Origin of the sequence: Streptomyces sp. CRCS-T-1 (genome assembly GCF_024442335.1) — a bacterium.
GTDB classification, from domain to species: Bacteria; Actinomycetota; Actinomycetes; order Streptomycetales; family Streptomycetaceae; genus Streptomyces; species Streptomyces koelreuteriae.
The window spans coordinates 3,922,154-3,937,368 of the sequence record NZ_CP101651.1 but is presented as its reverse complement, the minus strand read 5'-3'; the positions used below and the strand labels follow the sequence as shown (position 1 = coordinate 3,937,368).

The following is a 15,215-nucleotide window of genomic DNA, read 5'->3' as shown; positions in this document are numbered from 1 at the left end:
GGAAGCGGCAGCATGATCAAGTGGATGCCTCTGGGCACCGGAGCCAGGCCCGTCCCGCGGCCGGTGGCGACCCCGTTGGTCTGGGCCGGGGCCTTCGCGGGGGCGTTGGCGCTGGTGGCGGGGCTCAACACCGTGGTGGGGCCCGGCCGTCCGGAACTGGCCCTGCCCGCCCTGTCCCTGCTGGCCGCCTTGCTCGGCCTTGGCGCGCGCTTCACGGCCGCCCCTGGTACGGCCCTGCTGTGCTGGCTGTTCCTCAACGGCTTCGTCATCCCGCCCGCCGGCACCCTCACCTGGGCCGGGCACCGTGACACCACCTGGCTCGCCTGTCTGCTCGCCGCGACCCTGCTGGGCACGGCCCTGGCCCGTCTGGCCCACGCCCGCGCCGCCTACCGCCGCCTCGGCCCCGGCAGGGCCCATAACGGCGGCGGGCCCGGCGGCAGGGTCTAGTCCGGGCGGGAGAGTTCGTCCAGTTCGGCGGCGAAGAGCTGTGCGGGATCGATCCCCATCCCCCGGAAGTGGCCCGCGAGTTCCAGGGACAGGACGCCGTGCAGCCGGGTCCAGAAGGCCAGGGCCCGGCGGAGGGCCACGGGCGGGGCGGGGTGGCCGGCCGCCCACTCGCGGTGGGCTTCGAGGTGCGCGTCGAGCGAGGTCGGCGGGGTCGCCGGGGTGTCCGGTGACAGCGTGGCGCAGGCGTCGAGCAGGGTTGCCAGGATCTCCGACGAGATCGCGGTGACGTCGTCGGGCGCGTGGTAGCCGGGGACCGGGGTGCCGTAGATCAGGAGGTACCGCTGCGGGTCCGCCAGGGCCCAGCCGCGCAGGGCGTGCCCCAGCGCGATGACATCGGGCCCGGCCTCGGAGGCCGCGCGGAAGGTGTCGGCGAGGCTTCGGTAGGCGTCGGTGACCAGCTCGGTGATCAGCTCGTCGCGCCCGGCGAAGTACCGGTACAGCGCGGGCCCGCTCATCCCCATCCGCTTGGCGATCGCGTTGAGGGACAGCGCGGACGCTCCGGCCGTGGCGATCTGCTCCCACGCGTGTTCCTTGACCTCCGTGCGCACCTGGGCGCGGTAGCGCTCGCGGGGGGTCTTCGCTCCTGCTTCAGTCACTGTTAGAGGTTATCACCAAAGTTATTGACACTCTCTCGGCTGGTGAGTTACAACTTCTAACGAACGAGAAGACAGATAACCGAAGATCGAGAGGGACACCATGGTCAGCATCAGCAACGCACGAGGCGGCGCCGTCACGGGCCTGGTCGCGCTCGCCGTCGCCGGCGTTCTCGCGAGCACCGTCCCCACCGCCCAGGCCACCCCGCAGGGCGGTCCGTCCCCGTCCCAGTGCCGCGGGCGCGGCGTCGACGGCGACGCCCTCATCCGCTACGAGGCCGACATCGTCATCAAGGCCCCGCTCAGCACCATCTGGAAGCTGCAGACCGACGTGGAGAGCTGGCCGTCCTGGCAGCCCCCGGTCACCACCATGGAGCGGCTCGACTCCGGCCGTCTGCGCAAGGGTTCGCGGTTCCGGTGGACGACCCCGGCACCCGCCACCCCGACCACCCCCGCCACCACACTGGAGATCACCTCCACCGTCCGGGAACTCCGCGACCGCGACTGCGTCCTGTGGAGCGGACCCGCGATCGGCGAGGGGCTGCGTATCGACGAGGGCGTCCACCTGTGGACGTACCGGAAGGTCAAGGGCGGCGTGCGCGTCCACACCGAGGAGACCTGGACCGGCGCCCAGGTCGAGGCCGACGTTCCCACCGCCACCAAGGCCCTCGGCTACGGTCTCGACGCGTGGCTGCGCGATCTGAAGGCAGCCGCCGAGTCCCGCGCCGGCGCCACCGGCTGATAGGGCACGGGGCGCGGCTACCAGGCGCGGGCAGCCGCCCGGAGCCGGTCGCGGACGCGGAGCACATCGGGGTTGGCCTCGGCGCCGGGCCGCTGGACGAGGAACAGGGTGTTCAACGGCGCCTCCTCCGGGTCGTGGAGGAGCGCGAGGCGGCCGGAGTCGAGGTACTCCTGGCACAGCGAACGCGGCAGCACGCTGACGCCCGCCCCGGCGTTGACCGCGGACAGCACGGCGTACAGGTTGGGCACCGTCACCGCGGCCCGGGTGGTGAGCTGCCTGCCGAAGACGGTCCGCCAGTAGCGCCGCACGATGGGCAGGTCCTCGGCGTAGGTGACCATCGGCACCTCGCGCAGGGCGGCGCACAGGTCGCCGTCGGCCCGGGGATCCGCAGCGATGCGCCGGGCCCAGCCCGGGGAGGCCACGAGCAGATACTCCTCGTCGGCGAGCGGGACGGACTCCAACGCCCGGCCGCGAGGGCGCCGGGTCGTGATGACGAGGTCGTGGCGGCCCGACCGCATCTCCTCCAGCAGGGGTTCCGGCAGCCCCTGGGTGACGCGGAGCTGGACGCCGTCGGCGACGAGGGGGACCAGGGCGGGCAGGACGCGTACGCACAGCAGTTCCGACGGTCCGGCGAGATGCACGGGCAGGGTGGGACCGCCCTCAGGGCCGCCGCCCTCCAGGGTGGCGAGGGTGTCGAGCGGGCCCTCGATCCGCGCGGCCAGTTCGTGAGCGACGGGCGTGGGTTCCACGCCGCGCGGCAGCCGCGTGAACAGCTCGCGGCCCGTCTGCTGCTCCAGGGCGCGGATCTGCGCGGTCACGGTGGGCTGGGACAGCCCGAGCGCGGGCGCGGCGGCGGTGAACGTCCCGGCGCGGTAGACGGCCAGGAAGGTGCGCAGCAGGTTCAGGTCGGCATGGGCGGGTAGCCGCCTGCCGGTACCGGTGGCCTCGGGCGTCCGGTTCTCCATGACGCCAGAGTAGCCGCCGGGACACATCGGAGTGTCGATGGCGGAAATCGGCTCTCCTATTGGTACTCCGATGGGCACCGGTTCTAGCGTCGGAGCCACGACGCGGCCGGACCATGCGGACCCACCACCCCGTCACCACCCGTAGGAGCACCTCATGGCGAAGATCCTTTTCCTGATGACCGGCGCCGACCACTGGACGCTGGCCGACGGCAGCAAGCACCCCACCGGCTTCTGGGCCGAAGAGGCGGTCGCCCCCTACGAGGCGTTCAGGGCCGCCGGTCACGAGATCACCGTGGCCACCCCGGGCGGCGTCGTCCCGCCGGTCGACCCGGGCAGCCTGGCCCCCGAGGCCGCGGGCGGCGCGGAGAACGCCGCGAAGATCAAGGCCGTGCTGGAGGGCGCCCCGGAGTTCCGCACCCCGCTGGCGCTGACCGACGTACGCCTCGACGACTTCGACGCGGTGTACGTCCCCGGCGGCCACGGCCCGATGGAGGACCTGGCCGTCGACACCGACTCCGGCGCTCTCCTCGCCCGGGCGGTGGGGTCCGGGCTGCCGGTCGGTGTGGTCTGCCACGGCCCGGCCGCGCTGCTGGCGGCGGTGAAGGAGGACGGCAGCAACGCCTACGCGGGCTACCGGATCACCGCCTTCACCAACACCGAGGAGCGGCTCGCCGGCAGCGCCGACCAGGCGAAGTGGCTGCTGGAGGACCGGCTGACCGAGGCCGGTCTGACGGTCGAGACCGGGGAGCCGTGGGCGCCGCACGTCCGGGTCGACCGCAATGTCGTCACCGGCCAGAACCCGGCCTCCTCCGCCCCGCTCGCCGCCGAACTGCTCAAGAAGCTCCCCTGACCACGCGCTGACGAGCAGCGCGCTCACCAGAAGGACACCCCGCACCATGACCACGCAGCACGCGATCGACTGGCCGCAGAAGTACCTGCCCGGCACCGGCGACAACTTCGTCTCCAACGAGGTGATCGTCCAGGGCATCACGGCCGCCGACGTCTGGCCCTTCCTCACCGACACCTCGACCTGGGAGGGCTACTACGACAACGTCGCGGACATCTCCTTCCCGGACGGGGGCGGCCCCGGGCTGAAGGACGGCCTCGCGTTCCGCTTCGGCACGTTCGGCTTCCCGCCGCTGGACGCCCGTGTCGTCCAGTTCCAGGCCCCGGCCGAGGGCGTCCCCGGCCGGCTGTCCTGGACGGCGAAGCAGGACGGTACGCCCGAGGAGCGGCTCGACGTGCTGCACGCCTGGCTGGTGGAGGACCTGCCGGGCGGCCGGGTGCGGATCCTGACCCAGGAGACCCAGATCGGCCGGCCCGCCGCCGCCCTGGCGGCCGAGCGGCCCAACCCGATGCTCAACGGCCACCAGGCCTGGCTGGACGGCCTCGTCGCCGCCGCGTCCAGGTAGCCGCACACCCCGGGCCTCCCGGCCGCGCACCCGGAGGCCGGGTGCGCGGCCGGGAGTACCGTGGGGGTACCGAGAGCCCTTCGCGCACCGGCCCCGACACCGGTGCCGCCCTCGGCGACCGACGACCCCGGGTCGGGTCCTTCCGTGCCCGGAGCAGGGCTTGCCTCATGACGGTGCACGTTCCGGTCGCGCCGACGACCGCAGAGCCTCCCGGGCGCCGTGCCGTCCCGGACCGGCACGGCACGCGCAGGCAGCCCCGGCCGAGGCCGGAGCGCGGCTCCTCGCCCCGCGAGGGCGCCCGGATCCGTGAGCTGCCCCGGTGTCAGGTCGCGGACCGGCTGGGGGAGCTGGGCGATCTGTACGCGGACACCTCCGGCGGCGGCCCATGGGCCTGGAACGAGGCCCGGGGCGCGTTCCTGCGCCGGCTGACGGCCGACGCGAGACGACCGGGGTTCTCGCTGCTGATCGCCGAGACCACCGCCCTGACCGGCTGCGCCTACGGCTTCCCCGTGCGCGGCGACGGGCCCTGGTGGGAGGGCTTCGACGGATACCTCCCGGGAAGCCTGCTCCGGTTCGCGGGCTCCGGGCGCCTCTTCGTGGTCTGCGAGATCCTCGTCCAGCCCTGGGTGCGCCGGCAGAACCAGGACCGCGCCTGGAACCTCGCCCGGCGCCTCCAGAGGCGGCTGCTCACCGACCACGGCGCCACCATCGGCGTCACGCTGGTGAGCCGCTCCGACGCCATCACCGTCGAGGCGCTCCGGTCCTGGGGGTGGCGGTGCCTCGACGGCGACACCCCGGGCACCACGCCGCCGGGTCCGTTCCGCGTCCTGGTCCTCGGGACCTGAATGGTCCTGGTTGTTACACGGCCGGAGTACGGTGGACACTACAAGCATTTCCGCATGCCGGAATCGACCGGCCCCGGACCGTCGCCTCGTCTCCGGCGAGTCCCACCCGAGCACCTTCCTCCCCGAGCACGTCACCCGTTCTCACTGGGGCAGCCCGTGACCCCGGCCGCGCCATCCGCATCCAGGCCGAGGAGCCCCGCATGCCGTCCGTTCCGGCCACGCCCACGATGAGCTTCCAGGGCGACGTCCCCGTACCGCCACGGCACCCGCCTGCGCGGGCTGCCGCACGCACACGTCGGCCGGCTGTTCCGCGACGACCGGACGCCGCCGACCTCCTTGCCGACCTCCACCACGCCGACCTCACCGGCCCCCGGCACGGCCGAGCGGGTCGCGGCCCGGCGCGCCTGACCTCGACCATTCGCTCTCTTACGGCAGTTGGCAGGAGCTCATCATGACCACCGCACTGCAACCCCAGATCCCCTCCCGGCCCGTCCTGCGGATGCGCCTCGCACCCCGCAGCGGCATGCCCCGGCCCATCGACGGGGCGTGGTGGCCCCGTTCGTACGACCTGCTCGCGGAGCTCCCGTCGCTGCTCGCGGGGCTGCCCCGCGCGTGGGGCCAGATCACCAGCGTCACCGTCAACGGGGCGATGTGGCCCGAGGTGCCCGGCCGCACGCTCGTCTTCAACGAGGTCGTACGACTGCACCGGGCCCTCGCCGCGTCCGCCCCGCACACCGCCGTCCTGCTCGCCCCCGGCCGGGGACGCTGGGACCTGATGGTGGTGCCCCCGGACACGACCGAGGCGGCGGCGGAACCGCTGATGGCGGCCGCCGCGAGCGATCAGGAGTGACGACAGGGAAGCAGGCGAGTGCGATGGCCGACTCCTCCGCCCCGCGCGTGACAAGGCTCCTGCCGGACGCCGTCCACCGGGCCGTCCGGCCCGGGACGGCTGTCGTACGGCTGGAGACGACGCACGACCGGCAGGGCGTGCTCGACGGGGCGTGGTGGCCGCGCTCCCGTGACATCGCCGCCGAACTGCCCGGCCTGATCGCCGCGCTGACCGAGTCCCTCGGGCCCGTGCTGCGGGTCGGTCTGGACGCCGGTGCCTGGGAAGGGCTGCCGACGCGGATGACCATCGACGGCCGTGTCGTCCACATCGACTCCTTCGCGGCGGGTGACGACACCGTCCTCATCACCCGGGGCGAGCAGGATCTCTTCTCCCTCCTCGTGGTCCCGCCGCACGCGACGCCCGACGCCGCGCGCGCGGCCATGTCCGAAGCCGTCCGCGCCGGCAGCGTGACACGGGCCGAACGGATCCTCCTCGACACCGGCAGCGCATAGGCCCTGGCTCCGCGCACGGTCCGTCGGGCCTGTTCGCGGAGTACGCTGAAACGACCGAGGACATTTCGAACACCGGCTGCCAGGCCCGTGTCGTTTTCGGCGATTCAATACGCGGGCCGGTCCCGACCGGCCCGGGGCAGGTCCGCGTCATGACTGCGACCATCTCCCACCCGCCGACGACCGAAGCCGAAGACCGGTTCTCCCCGGCCCCTCCGCGTCTGTCGCTGGCACCCGTCGGCTCCGCCCCGGCCCTGCTGGACGGCGCCTGGTGGCCTCGCTCCCGCGATCTCGCGGCGGAACTCCCGGCCCTGGCCGCCGTACTGGATCCGCTGTGGGGGCGGATCACCCGGGTCACCGTGAATCCCACCCAGTGGCCGGTCGTTCCCCGCAAGGTGCCCGTCGCCGGGCACGTGGTGAACGTGGGCTGGTTCCTGGAGGAGCAGGACCCGCACGAACTGCTGCTGCTCTCCTACCACCTGGGCCGCTGGAACCTCCTGGTCGTCCCACCGCAGTCCACTCCCGAGTCGGCCGCCTGGCTGATGGCCGCCGCGAGCGACCCACGCGGCGTGCTGGGCGCGAGCCGGCTGCTGGAGGAGGCGGCGGCGCGGCTGCGGACCCTGCGCGACGCCGACCGGGCCGTGGAGGCGGTCTGGGACTCCGAAGGCGGGCACGCGGCCCGCGACCCGGCAGCGATTCGCCCCGTCCCGACGGGAAGGTGAGGACAGTGGAGACCTTCGTGACCGTGGCCGCGATCCTGGGGATGATCGTGATCGGGGTCCTCCTCATCCGCCTGCTGAACTCCCAGCACGGCGACCGCATGGCCGCCGTCCACTACGGCCGCTCCGGGATCCCGGTCCAGGGACCGGCTCCGTCGGCCCGGCGCAAGGCGCACGGGCGACTCCGCCTCAGGCACCGCGACCGCGACCATGAGCGTGGGCAGGCGAAGCACGGCTGACCGTCGATCAGTTCGCCGGGCCCGTCAGGGCCCCGTACGCCGCTGCCGCCCGGCCTTCGTCTCCGGAGCCCCGGCCGTTTCGGGGGCGGTCAGGTCGAGGAGGAGCATGGCGTCGTGGTCGGGGGTGCCGGGGTCGGCGGTGTAGACGCCGAGGCGCTGGCCGGGGGTGCCTTCGAGCTGCATGCTCTGGCCGGCGAGGGTGAGGACGCCGACCTCGGGGTGGTGGAAGGTCTTCTGGAGCTTCTTGCGCCCGATGACGTCGTAGCGCTCCCACAGCCCGGCGAAGTCCGGGCTCTTGACGACGAGTTCCCCCACCAGCCGGGTGAGGTCGGGCGCGTCCGGGGCGGTGCCCGCCAGACTGCGGAGCCGGGCCACACAGCCGCGGACCTGCTCGTCCCAGTCGGGGAACAGACCGCGGGCATCGGGGTGCAGGAAGAGATACCGGGCGAGATTGCGCTGCCCCGCGGGCCAGTCGGCGATACCCGCGTACAGGGCGAGTCCGCCGGGGTTCCAGGCGAGCAGGTCCATGCTCCGGCTGATCACGTACGCCGGGCTCGGGCGGAGCGTCTCCAGGATCAGCTTCAGATGCGGACGCACGGTCCGGCTGGGCGGCGGCGAGGGCTCGGGGGCGTACCGGGCGGCCCGGGCCGCGAGTTCGCGCAGGTGCTGGTGCTCGGCGTCGTCCAGGCGCAGCGCCCGGGCGAGGGCGTCGAGCACGGCGGGGCTGGGGCGGGTCTCCTTGCCGCGTTCCAGACGGACGTAGTAGTCGATGCTCATCCCGGCGAGCGTCGCCAGCTCCTCACGGCGCAGGCCGGGCGTACGGCGCAGCCCGGGACCCACGGTGAGACCGACCTGCTCGGGAAGGGTCTGAGTACGCCGCGCCCGCAGAAATTGCCCCAGCTCCGTCCCACCCCCACCCCCACCCCCACCGCTGCTCTGCTCGGATGCCATACGGCCAGTGTCACACCGCCCCGCCCTGCCCGGCGGAGCCGTGGGGGGCCCTGCCATACCCCCTGAACAGCCCGCCCTGCCACCAGGACCGAAAACACGCGAGGCTCGACATCCGCAGCCGACCGACGGCGCTCGCCTGTGTTCGGCGGGTGTGTGTGGCTGCCCTGTCCGGTGTGGCCGATGGTGCCCGTCGGCTCCGGTGGTGCGCTGGCCGTGACGTCGATGACGGCGCTGCTGCTGGAGCGGGTACCCGCCGAGCGCCTCGTGATCGCCGCGAACGTCTGAAAGGACCCCCCCCATGCACCACGTCACCCTCAACAACGGCGTCGAGATGCCGATCCTCGGATTCGGCGTCTACCAGATTCCGCCCGAGCAGACCGAGCGGGCCGTCGCCGACGCCCTGGCCGCCGGCTACCGCTCCCTCGACACCGCCGCCGCCTACCGCAACGAGGAGGCCGTCGGCCGGGCGATCAAGGCCAGCGGTGTCCCGCGCGAGGAACTCTTCGTCACGACCAAGCTGTGGGTCCAGGACCCGGGCGAGGACAACACCAAGCGCGCGTTCGACGCCTCGCTGCGCAGGCTCGGCCTGGACCACCTGGACCTCTACCTGATCCACCAGCCCTACGGCGACGTCTACAGCGAGTGGCGCGCCCTGCAGGACCTCCACCGGGAGGGCCGCGTGCGCGCCATCGGCGTGTCCAACTTCTTCCCGGACCGGCTCATCGACCTGATCGACAACAACGACATCGCCCCCGCCGTCAACCAGATCGAGACCCACCCCTTCCACCAGCGCACCGCCGACCAGCGGTTCATGCGCGAGCACGGCGTCCAGATCGAGTCCTGGGGCCCCTTCGCCGAGGGCAGGAACAACCTCTTCACGCACGCCGCCCTGACCTCCGTCGCCGAGGCCCACGACAGGTCCGTCGCCCAGGTCGTGCTGCGCTGGCTCATCCAGCGCGACGTCGTCGTCATCCCCAAGTCCGTCCGCCCGGAGCGCATGGCGGAGAACCTCGACGTCTTCGACTTCACCCTCACCGAGGAGGAGATGGCCGGTATCGCGGCCCTCGACGCGGGCACGTCCCTGTTCTTCGACCACCGCGACCCCGCCATGGTCGGCAGGCTCGGACGGGTCCGCGTCGAGGACTGACTCACCCGCTACCGCACCGGCTGCCGCCACCACGCGCCCGACGCCTCGCGCAGGGTGTTGGTGCCGCAGTGCACCTCACCCATGCCGAGGTGGTACGTGTACCAGTCGTCGATGTACGACACCTTCATGCCGACCTTCGTGTAGACGGCGTTGACGGCCTCCGTGAAGATGTCCTTGCCGGCGATGACGGGCCCCCACTGGCGCGGGGCGAGGTAGCGGTCGCGGCCGAGGAGCACGCCGTTGACCGCGCCGGGCACGTACGCGCTGGTCTGCACCGTCGCCGGGGCGGCCGCCGCACGCGGGGCCGCCGGGTTCTCGGCGAGCCACTTCTGCTGGCCCCGGTCCCGGAGGCTGTCCACGAGGTCGGACGCGGCGCCCATGCGCGTCAGCCGCGGCACGGGAACGTCCTGGCCCTCGGCGGAGAAGGCCTCCGATTCACGGGTGTACAGCGCGGGCACCCGCACGATCTCCTCGTCGGTGACACCCGTCTCCCGCTTGAGGATCTCCAGGTTGGCCGCGATGCGCCGGGCCGCCATCTCGTTGTCGGACACCAGGTGCCGGGAGGCGAGCGCCTGGTTGATGGTCTCCTTGGGCGCGGGGCTGTCGCTGCGGCCCGGGACGGAGAACATCTTCGTCGCGCCGTGCCCGTCGCGCTTGGCGTCCCGCAGCAGCCGCAGCCCCGACTGCGGGTCGGCGACGCCGATGCGCCAGCCGCGGGGGGTGTCGGCGGGCAGGAACTGCACGAACTCGTCGACGTGCCCGACGCCCAGCCAGGAGGTGTCCAGCAGCAGCGGGTCCTGCATGCCCTGCGACTTGAGCATCGTCCGCATCACCTTCGACGGACGTGCCCCGCTGTCCTTGCGCTCGCCCATGATGATGCGCCCGGCCGGGAAGGAGCGCCCGCCGTGCGCGTAGGGCGGGATGGTCTCCAGGTTGCCGAAGGAGTTGAGCGACCAGTCGTCGGGCTCCGCCGGGTCCTTCACCTGCACGACGCCGATGTCCCGGCCGCGGACCTTCTCGAACAGCTCGCGGCCCGCGTCCCGGTCCGGCTGGGCAGAGCGCAGCATCACACGCATCACCTGCGGCTGCCCGCCAGGACCGCTCATGTTGACGTAGGCCGGTTCGACGAAGTCCTGCGCCCAGGGGTCGGCGTACTTCGTGAACTTGACCAGCGGCGTGGTGACCCCGGCCTTCTTGACCTCCTTGCCGAGTTCGGCGACGAACTTCTGCTGGAGGCGGCTGTACTCGCCCTGGCCCTGGACCTCGGTCACCATCACCTGCTGGGTGTTCTGCAGATGATGGTGGGTCAGCAGCGGTGCGACGCGCAGGGTCACGGCGTCGGAGGTGGTCTTCTGCCCGGCGGTCACCGTCAGCCGGACCACCGCACGGCCGTCCCACTTCGCGGCGTCCCGGACGATGTCGGTGCCCTCGACGCCGAACTCCACCCCGGAACGCAGTTCGGCGGCGGTCAGCCGGGTCGCCGGCGTCACCAGGACCCACTTGCCGTCCCGCTTGAGGAACAGATGGGCGTGCTTGCCGCCCGTGGTGAGCTTCAGGCTGCCCTTGGCGTTCGAGGCCAGGCCGGGCAGGGGCACGGAACGGACCCGGGCGAGGTCGGCGGCGTCCGCGGCGCCGTTGACCTTGGTGTCGGTGCCGTCGTTGCACGCGGCCAGCTTGGCGTCGGACAGGGGTCTGCCGCCCGGCCCCGTGACGGGACACCGCTTGGTGTCGTCGTCGATGTTGGGCAGGTAGACGGCCCCGCGCCCGACCGACCAGGTGTCCTCACCGGTCTTGTCGCTGCCGCCGGTGACATCGACCCGCCCGTCGCGGTTCACATCGGCGCGCAGATCGGCCCGGCCGGCCGTCTCGGCGGCGAACGCGGAGCCGGCCGGCCCGGCCAGCACGGACCCGGCCGCGGCGAGGGCCAGAACCAGCGACCCGGCCGGAATCAGACGTGGACGTATGGGAGTACGTGAACGCACAGCGCGGTCCTCTCGATTGGGGGTGGCGCTGTGCAAGAGGCGGAAGAAGGCCTGTGCGTTGCTTGTGAAGGGGCGGTTGGCGCTCGGCCCGCTCCCGCCGGAGAGCGTGTTCGGACGGCCGGGGCGGGCGCTGCGTCCGTACGACGGGTCCGCGCTCCCGGCACCGGCGAGGTTCGGCGGGCGGGCGGAGACCCTCGACGAGAGTGGCCGGATGCGGTATATGCGGCGTATGGCCGGTGAACGACCGTCCATGCTGACGCGCGTGGTGCTGGCGACGACCATCGGCACCGCGCTGGAGTGGTACGGCTTCATCCTCTTCAGCACCATGAGCGCGCTCGTCCTGAACCGGCTGTTCTTCCCGCCCGGCGACCCGGTCGCGGCGACCCTGGCCTCCTTCGCCACGTTCGCCGTCGGGTTCGCCGTCCGGCCGCTCGGCGCGCTGGTCATCGGGCACTACGGGGACCGGCTGGGCCGCAGACGGATGCTGGTGATCACGCTGGTCACGGTCGGCCTGGCCAGTGCGCTGATGGGCGCGCTGCCGACGTACGAGACCGCCGGGGCGTGGGCGCCCGCGCTGCTCGTGGTGCTGCGGATGATCCAGGGGTTCGGCGCGGGCGCCGAGTACGCGGGCGCCTCCCTCACCCTGGCCGAGTTCGCCACGCCGGAGCGTCGCGGGCGGTACGCCGCGATCCCCCCGGCGGGTGCGGCGGTCGGCGCGCTGCTCTCGGCCGGGGCCGTCGCCGCCGTGGCGGCCCTGCCCCCGGACGACTTCCTCGACTGGGGCTGGCGCATCCCCTTCCTGGTCACCCTCCTCGTCACGGCGACCGGCTTCTACATCCGCGTCAGTGTGGCCGAGAGCCCGATGTTCGAGCAGGTCAAGCGGGAGCGGGGAGTCGCGCGTGCGCCTGCGGTGGAGCTGGCCCGCGGCGCTCCGCGGACCCTCTTCCTCGGGGTGGTCAGCAGCATCGGGCCGAACGTCGCCGCCTACATCCCGGTGGTGTTCGCGCTCGCCTATCTCACCGAGCAGCTCAAGGTCTCCCGTACGGTCACCCTCGTCGGGGCGCTGATCTACTTCGCGTGCAGCGCGGCGGTGACACCGGTGGCGGGGGCGCTGGGTGACGTGCTCGGCCGCCGGGTCGTGCTCGGCTGGGCCATGGTGGCCGCGGCGGCGTTCGCGTTTCCCTTCTTCTGGCTGCTGGACACCGGGGAGGCCGGGTACGTGTCGTTCGCGTTCGGCCTGAGCGGGCTGCTGCTGGGGGCCCAGCTCGGCGCCCAGGCGGGTTTCCTGGCGGACCTGTTCACGACCAGGACCCGGTTCAGCGGAGTCGCCCTCAGCCGCGAGGTCGCGGCGGCGCTGGCGGGCGGCACCGCACCCCTCATCGCGGCCGCGCTGCTGGAGGCGGCCGGGGGAGAGCCCTGGCCGGTGGTCCTGTACATGAGCGTGCTGCTGCTGATCAGCGCGCTGGCGGTGGCGCTGATCCACGGCTTCGGAGGGCACGGGCAGCGGGGAGAGTGAGCCGGCCCGCCGGACGCCGGGTCTCTCACCGGCTCCGGCCCGAGCCGTCCAGGAGATCCCGCAGGACGGACTCGGGGTCGCGCAGTGCCGCCCGGCGCAGCACCTCGTCGTAGCCGCTGTCGCCGAGGAGGCGCCGGGCGGTCAGCTCGCCGCGGTCGCGCACATGCCGCATCTCCGGAGTGCCCCGCTGGGGATGGCCGACGGCACTCCAGTACGCCTCGCCGGCCCCGAGCGCCGTGACGGCCGACTCGGCCGCGCCCTGGGCGGCCAGCACCGAGGCCAGCAGATCGAGGCCGAGGGCGACGCCGAAGCTGTCCCCGAGACGCCGCTTGCCCTCCAGCATGCTCCTCGTGTGCGCCGCCGCCTCCTCCGTGCGGCCCTCGAACACGGAGATCAGGGCCAGTTGATAGGCGGCGTACGAGCGGGTCCACCACTCGCCGTGCGCCACGCACTGCGCGTACAGCTCCTCGGCCTCACGGCGGGAGTGCTCCAGCCGCCCCTCCGCCGTCAGGGCGAAGATCCGGACCAGCCGGCACATGATCCGGCCCTGCGAGGCGAACGCCGGTCCCTGCGCGAGGTCCAGCACCCCGTCGACCAGCCAGCGGGCGGTCAGCGGCCGGCCGCGCAGCAGGTGGATCAGGCCCTCCAGATAGGAGATCCGCAGCAGGCCCTCGACGTCCTGGCGGCCCGCCGCCTCCGCACGGCCCGCCGCCACCAGGCCGCCCGCCGCCTCGTACTCGCCCCGCAGGACGTGCGCCACGCCCAGGGCCCACCGGGCGCGGATCCGGGCGGTGCCGGGCTCCCGGGCCGCACGCAGGGCGGCTTCCACATAGTGCGCTGCCTCGCGGAGATGCCCGCAGCAGCTCCAGAAGAAGGCGACCAGCCCGCTCAAGTCCAGGGCGGCCCCGGGGCGCGTGGCGAGGAGATGGTCGAGGGCGGCGCACAGATCGGCGTGGACGCGGCCGATCTCCCGGTACCGGGACGCCTGCCGCGGCCCGGGCCAGTCGTCGTGCGCGTCCCGGGCGAGCCGCAGGAAGTGCTCGGCGTGGCGGTCGGCGATCTCCGGCGTCGCACCGGCCTCGTCCAGCCACATGCGCCCGTACTCGCGCACGGTGTCCAGCATCCGGTAGCCCTCCGCCCCGAGCGACAGCACGGACTTCGCGACCAGACCCGACAGCGCCGCCTCCAGACCGGCCCCGTCGAGCGGTCCGCCGCCGCACACGGCACGCACCGCCTCGTGGCCCACCACGCCGCGAAACACGGACAGCCGCGCCCACAACAACCGCTCCACGGGCACGCACAGTTCGTGACTCCATCCGATGGTGGTACGCATCGTCAGGTGCCGCGCGGGCCCGACGACCCGGCCGTCGGTGCCTCGGCCTTCGGCGATCCGGTCCTCGGCGCCCCGGCCCCCGGCGCCCCGGCCCCCGGCGCCCCGCCCCTCGGAGACCCGGCCCGTGGCATCCAGACCCACGGCGTTCAGAGCCAAGCGCGAACGCAGTGTGCGCTCGACCTCGGCGATGGTGATGGTGCGCTGCCCCAGATGGCCCGCGACCAGTTCCAGCGCCAGCGGGATGCCCTCCAGCCACGCGCACAGCCTGCCTGCCGTCTCGAGGTCGGCCGGGTCCGTCAGCGGTGCTCCGGCGGCGGCCGCGCGGCGGCGGAGCAGCGTGGTGCCGTCGGTCGCGGCGGGCAGCGGCCCGACGGTGACGAGGAGTTCGCCGGGTACCTCCAGCGGTGCCCGGCTGGTCGCCAGCACGGTCAGCGAGGGGCAGGTCATCAGCAGATGCGCGACCAGGTGCCGGCACGAACTCAGCAGGTGCTCGCAGGAGTCGAGCACGAGGACGGCGTCCTTGTCCCCGAGCCAGACGCAGAGCGCGTCCAGCGGCATGCCCGCCGTGTGGTCGGCGAAGCCGGCGGCGTCCGCGACCGTCGCGGTCAGCAGACGGTCGTCCCGCAGCGGCCACAGCGCCGCCCAGATCACCTCGCGGCGCCGGTCGCCCCGGACCGCGTGCGCGGCGTGCAGGGCCAGCCGGCTCTTCCCCACCCCGCCCACCCCGGTGAGGGTGACCAGGCGACGGCGGCGTTCCAACGCGTCGGCGAGGCGGTCCAGTTCGGCCCCGCGGCCGATGAACTCGTCGGGGATGTCGGGAAGATCGCTCAGCACCCTGGCAGTGTCGCCGCCACACGGCCCCGCCCCGGGGCCCGTTCACCCTTCGGGGTGAAGCGCCCTGCCAGGCCGTGAAGCGCCCCGTCAGG

The 15,215-nt window shown here is 73.3% G+C and carries 16 protein-coding genes; 11 read left to right on the top strand and 5 right to left on the bottom strand.

Features of this window, described 5'->3' with window-relative positions; genetic code table 11:
- Window positions 1-12: 12 nt before the first annotated feature.
- Window positions 13-447, top strand: coding sequence for a hypothetical protein (locus NNW99_RS17720; protein WP_215120118.1), 435 nt, complete (start codon window positions 13-15; stop codon window positions 445-447).
- Here NNW99_RS17720 and NNW99_RS17715 read toward each other — a convergent pair.
- Window positions 444-1,103 carry a TetR/AcrR family transcriptional regulator gene (locus NNW99_RS17715; protein WP_215120117.1) on the bottom strand — a complete coding sequence of 220 codons (660 nt, stop codon included), beginning with the start codon at window positions 1,101-1,103 and terminating at the stop codon, window positions 444-446. The two genes, NNW99_RS17720 and NNW99_RS17715, sit on opposite strands and share 4 nt — an antisense overlap.
- Before the next feature lie 100 nt (window positions 1,104-1,203).
- On the opposite strand from NNW99_RS17715, the gene NNW99_RS17710 reads away from it, so the two are divergent.
- Complete coding sequence (locus NNW99_RS17710) at window positions 1,204-1,842, top strand: SRPBCC family protein (RefSeq protein WP_215120116.1); 639 nt, start codon at window positions 1,204-1,206, stop codon at window positions 1,840-1,842.
- A 17-nt stretch (window positions 1,843-1,859) separates the two neighbouring features.
- On the opposite strand, the gene NNW99_RS17705 is transcribed toward NNW99_RS17710, so the two are convergent.
- Entirely contained in the window at window positions 1,860-2,807 is a 948-nt protein-coding gene (locus tag NNW99_RS17705) for a LysR family transcriptional regulator (RefSeq protein ID WP_215120115.1), read from the bottom strand.
- 154 nt (window positions 2,808-2,961) lie between these two features.
- On the opposite strand from NNW99_RS17705, the gene NNW99_RS17700 reads away from it, so the two are divergent.
- From NNW99_RS17700 to NNW99_RS17670, 7 genes are all read left to right on the top strand, one after another.
- Window positions 2,962-3,657, top strand: a complete 696-nt coding sequence (locus tag NNW99_RS17700) for a type 1 glutamine amidotransferase domain-containing protein (RefSeq protein ID WP_215120114.1) — start codon at window positions 2,962-2,964, stop codon at window positions 3,655-3,657.
- Window positions 3,658-3,703: 46 nt separating this feature from the next.
- Window positions 3,704-4,219: an SRPBCC domain-containing protein gene (locus NNW99_RS17695; protein ID WP_215120113.1), complete on the top strand. Its 516-nt coding sequence runs from the start codon at window positions 3,704-3,706 to the stop codon at window positions 4,217-4,219.
- 167 nt (window positions 4,220-4,386) lie between these two features.
- Window positions 4,387-5,064, top strand: coding sequence for a hypothetical protein (locus NNW99_RS17690; protein WP_215120112.1), 678 nt, complete (start codon window positions 4,387-4,389; stop codon window positions 5,062-5,064).
- Between the two features lie 451 nt (window positions 5,065-5,515).
- Window positions 5,516-5,914 (top strand): DUF5994 family protein, encoded by a 399-nt coding sequence (locus tag NNW99_RS17685; protein WP_215120111.1) that lies wholly within the window; start codon window positions 5,516-5,518, stop codon window positions 5,912-5,914.
- 23 nt (window positions 5,915-5,937) lie between these two features.
- On the top strand, window positions 5,938-6,405 hold the full coding sequence (locus tag NNW99_RS17680) for a DUF5994 family protein (protein ID WP_215120110.1): 468 nt from the start codon (window positions 5,938-5,940) through the stop codon (window positions 6,403-6,405).
- A 149-nt stretch (window positions 6,406-6,554) separates the two neighbouring features.
- A complete protein-coding gene (locus tag NNW99_RS17675; RefSeq protein ID WP_215120109.1) occupies window positions 6,555-7,124 on the top strand; it encodes a DUF5994 family protein in 570 nt (189 codons plus the stop codon).
- A gap of 5 nt (window positions 7,125-7,129) precedes the next feature.
- Window positions 7,130-7,360 (top strand): hypothetical protein, encoded by a 231-nt coding sequence (locus tag NNW99_RS17670; RefSeq protein ID WP_215120108.1) that lies wholly within the window; start codon window positions 7,130-7,132, stop codon window positions 7,358-7,360.
- A 24-nt stretch (window positions 7,361-7,384) separates the two neighbouring features.
- Here the strand turns inward: NNW99_RS17670 and NNW99_RS17665 are convergent, their stop codons facing one another.
- Window positions 7,385-8,311 carry a helix-turn-helix transcriptional regulator gene (locus NNW99_RS17665; RefSeq protein ID WP_215120107.1) on the bottom strand — a complete coding sequence of 309 codons (927 nt, stop codon included), beginning with the start codon at window positions 8,309-8,311 and terminating at the stop codon, window positions 7,385-7,387.
- A gap of 298 nt (window positions 8,312-8,609) precedes the next feature.
- Between NNW99_RS17665 and NNW99_RS17660 the strand changes: the two genes are divergently transcribed.
- The gene (locus NNW99_RS17660) at window positions 8,610-9,458 is read left to right on the top strand and encodes an aldo/keto reductase (protein ID WP_215120106.1); all 849 of its coding nucleotides are present in this window, start codon (window positions 8,610-8,612) and stop codon (window positions 9,456-9,458) included.
- Between the two features lie 8 nt (window positions 9,459-9,466).
- Here NNW99_RS17660 and NNW99_RS17655 read toward each other — a convergent pair whose 3' ends face one another.
- Window positions 9,467-11,440, bottom strand: coding sequence for a protein-arginine deiminase domain-containing protein (locus NNW99_RS17655; protein ID WP_251057846.1), 1,974 nt, complete (start codon window positions 11,438-11,440; stop codon window positions 9,467-9,469).
- Window positions 11,441-11,504: 64 nt separating this feature from the next.
- Here NNW99_RS17655 and NNW99_RS17650 point away from each other — a divergent pair, with 64 nt between their 5' ends.
- Window positions 11,505-12,956, top strand: a complete 1,452-nt coding sequence (locus NNW99_RS17650) for an MFS transporter (protein WP_251058109.1) — start codon at window positions 11,505-11,507, stop codon at window positions 12,954-12,956.
- Between the two features lie 25 nt (window positions 12,957-12,981).
- Here the strand turns inward: NNW99_RS17650 and NNW99_RS17645 are convergent, their stop codons facing one another.
- Window positions 12,982-15,123 carry a regulator gene (locus NNW99_RS17645; protein ID WP_215120104.1) on the bottom strand — a complete coding sequence of 714 codons (2,142 nt, stop codon included), beginning with the start codon at window positions 15,121-15,123 and terminating at the stop codon, window positions 12,982-12,984.
- Between the last annotated feature and the right edge of the window lie 92 nt (window positions 15,124-15,215).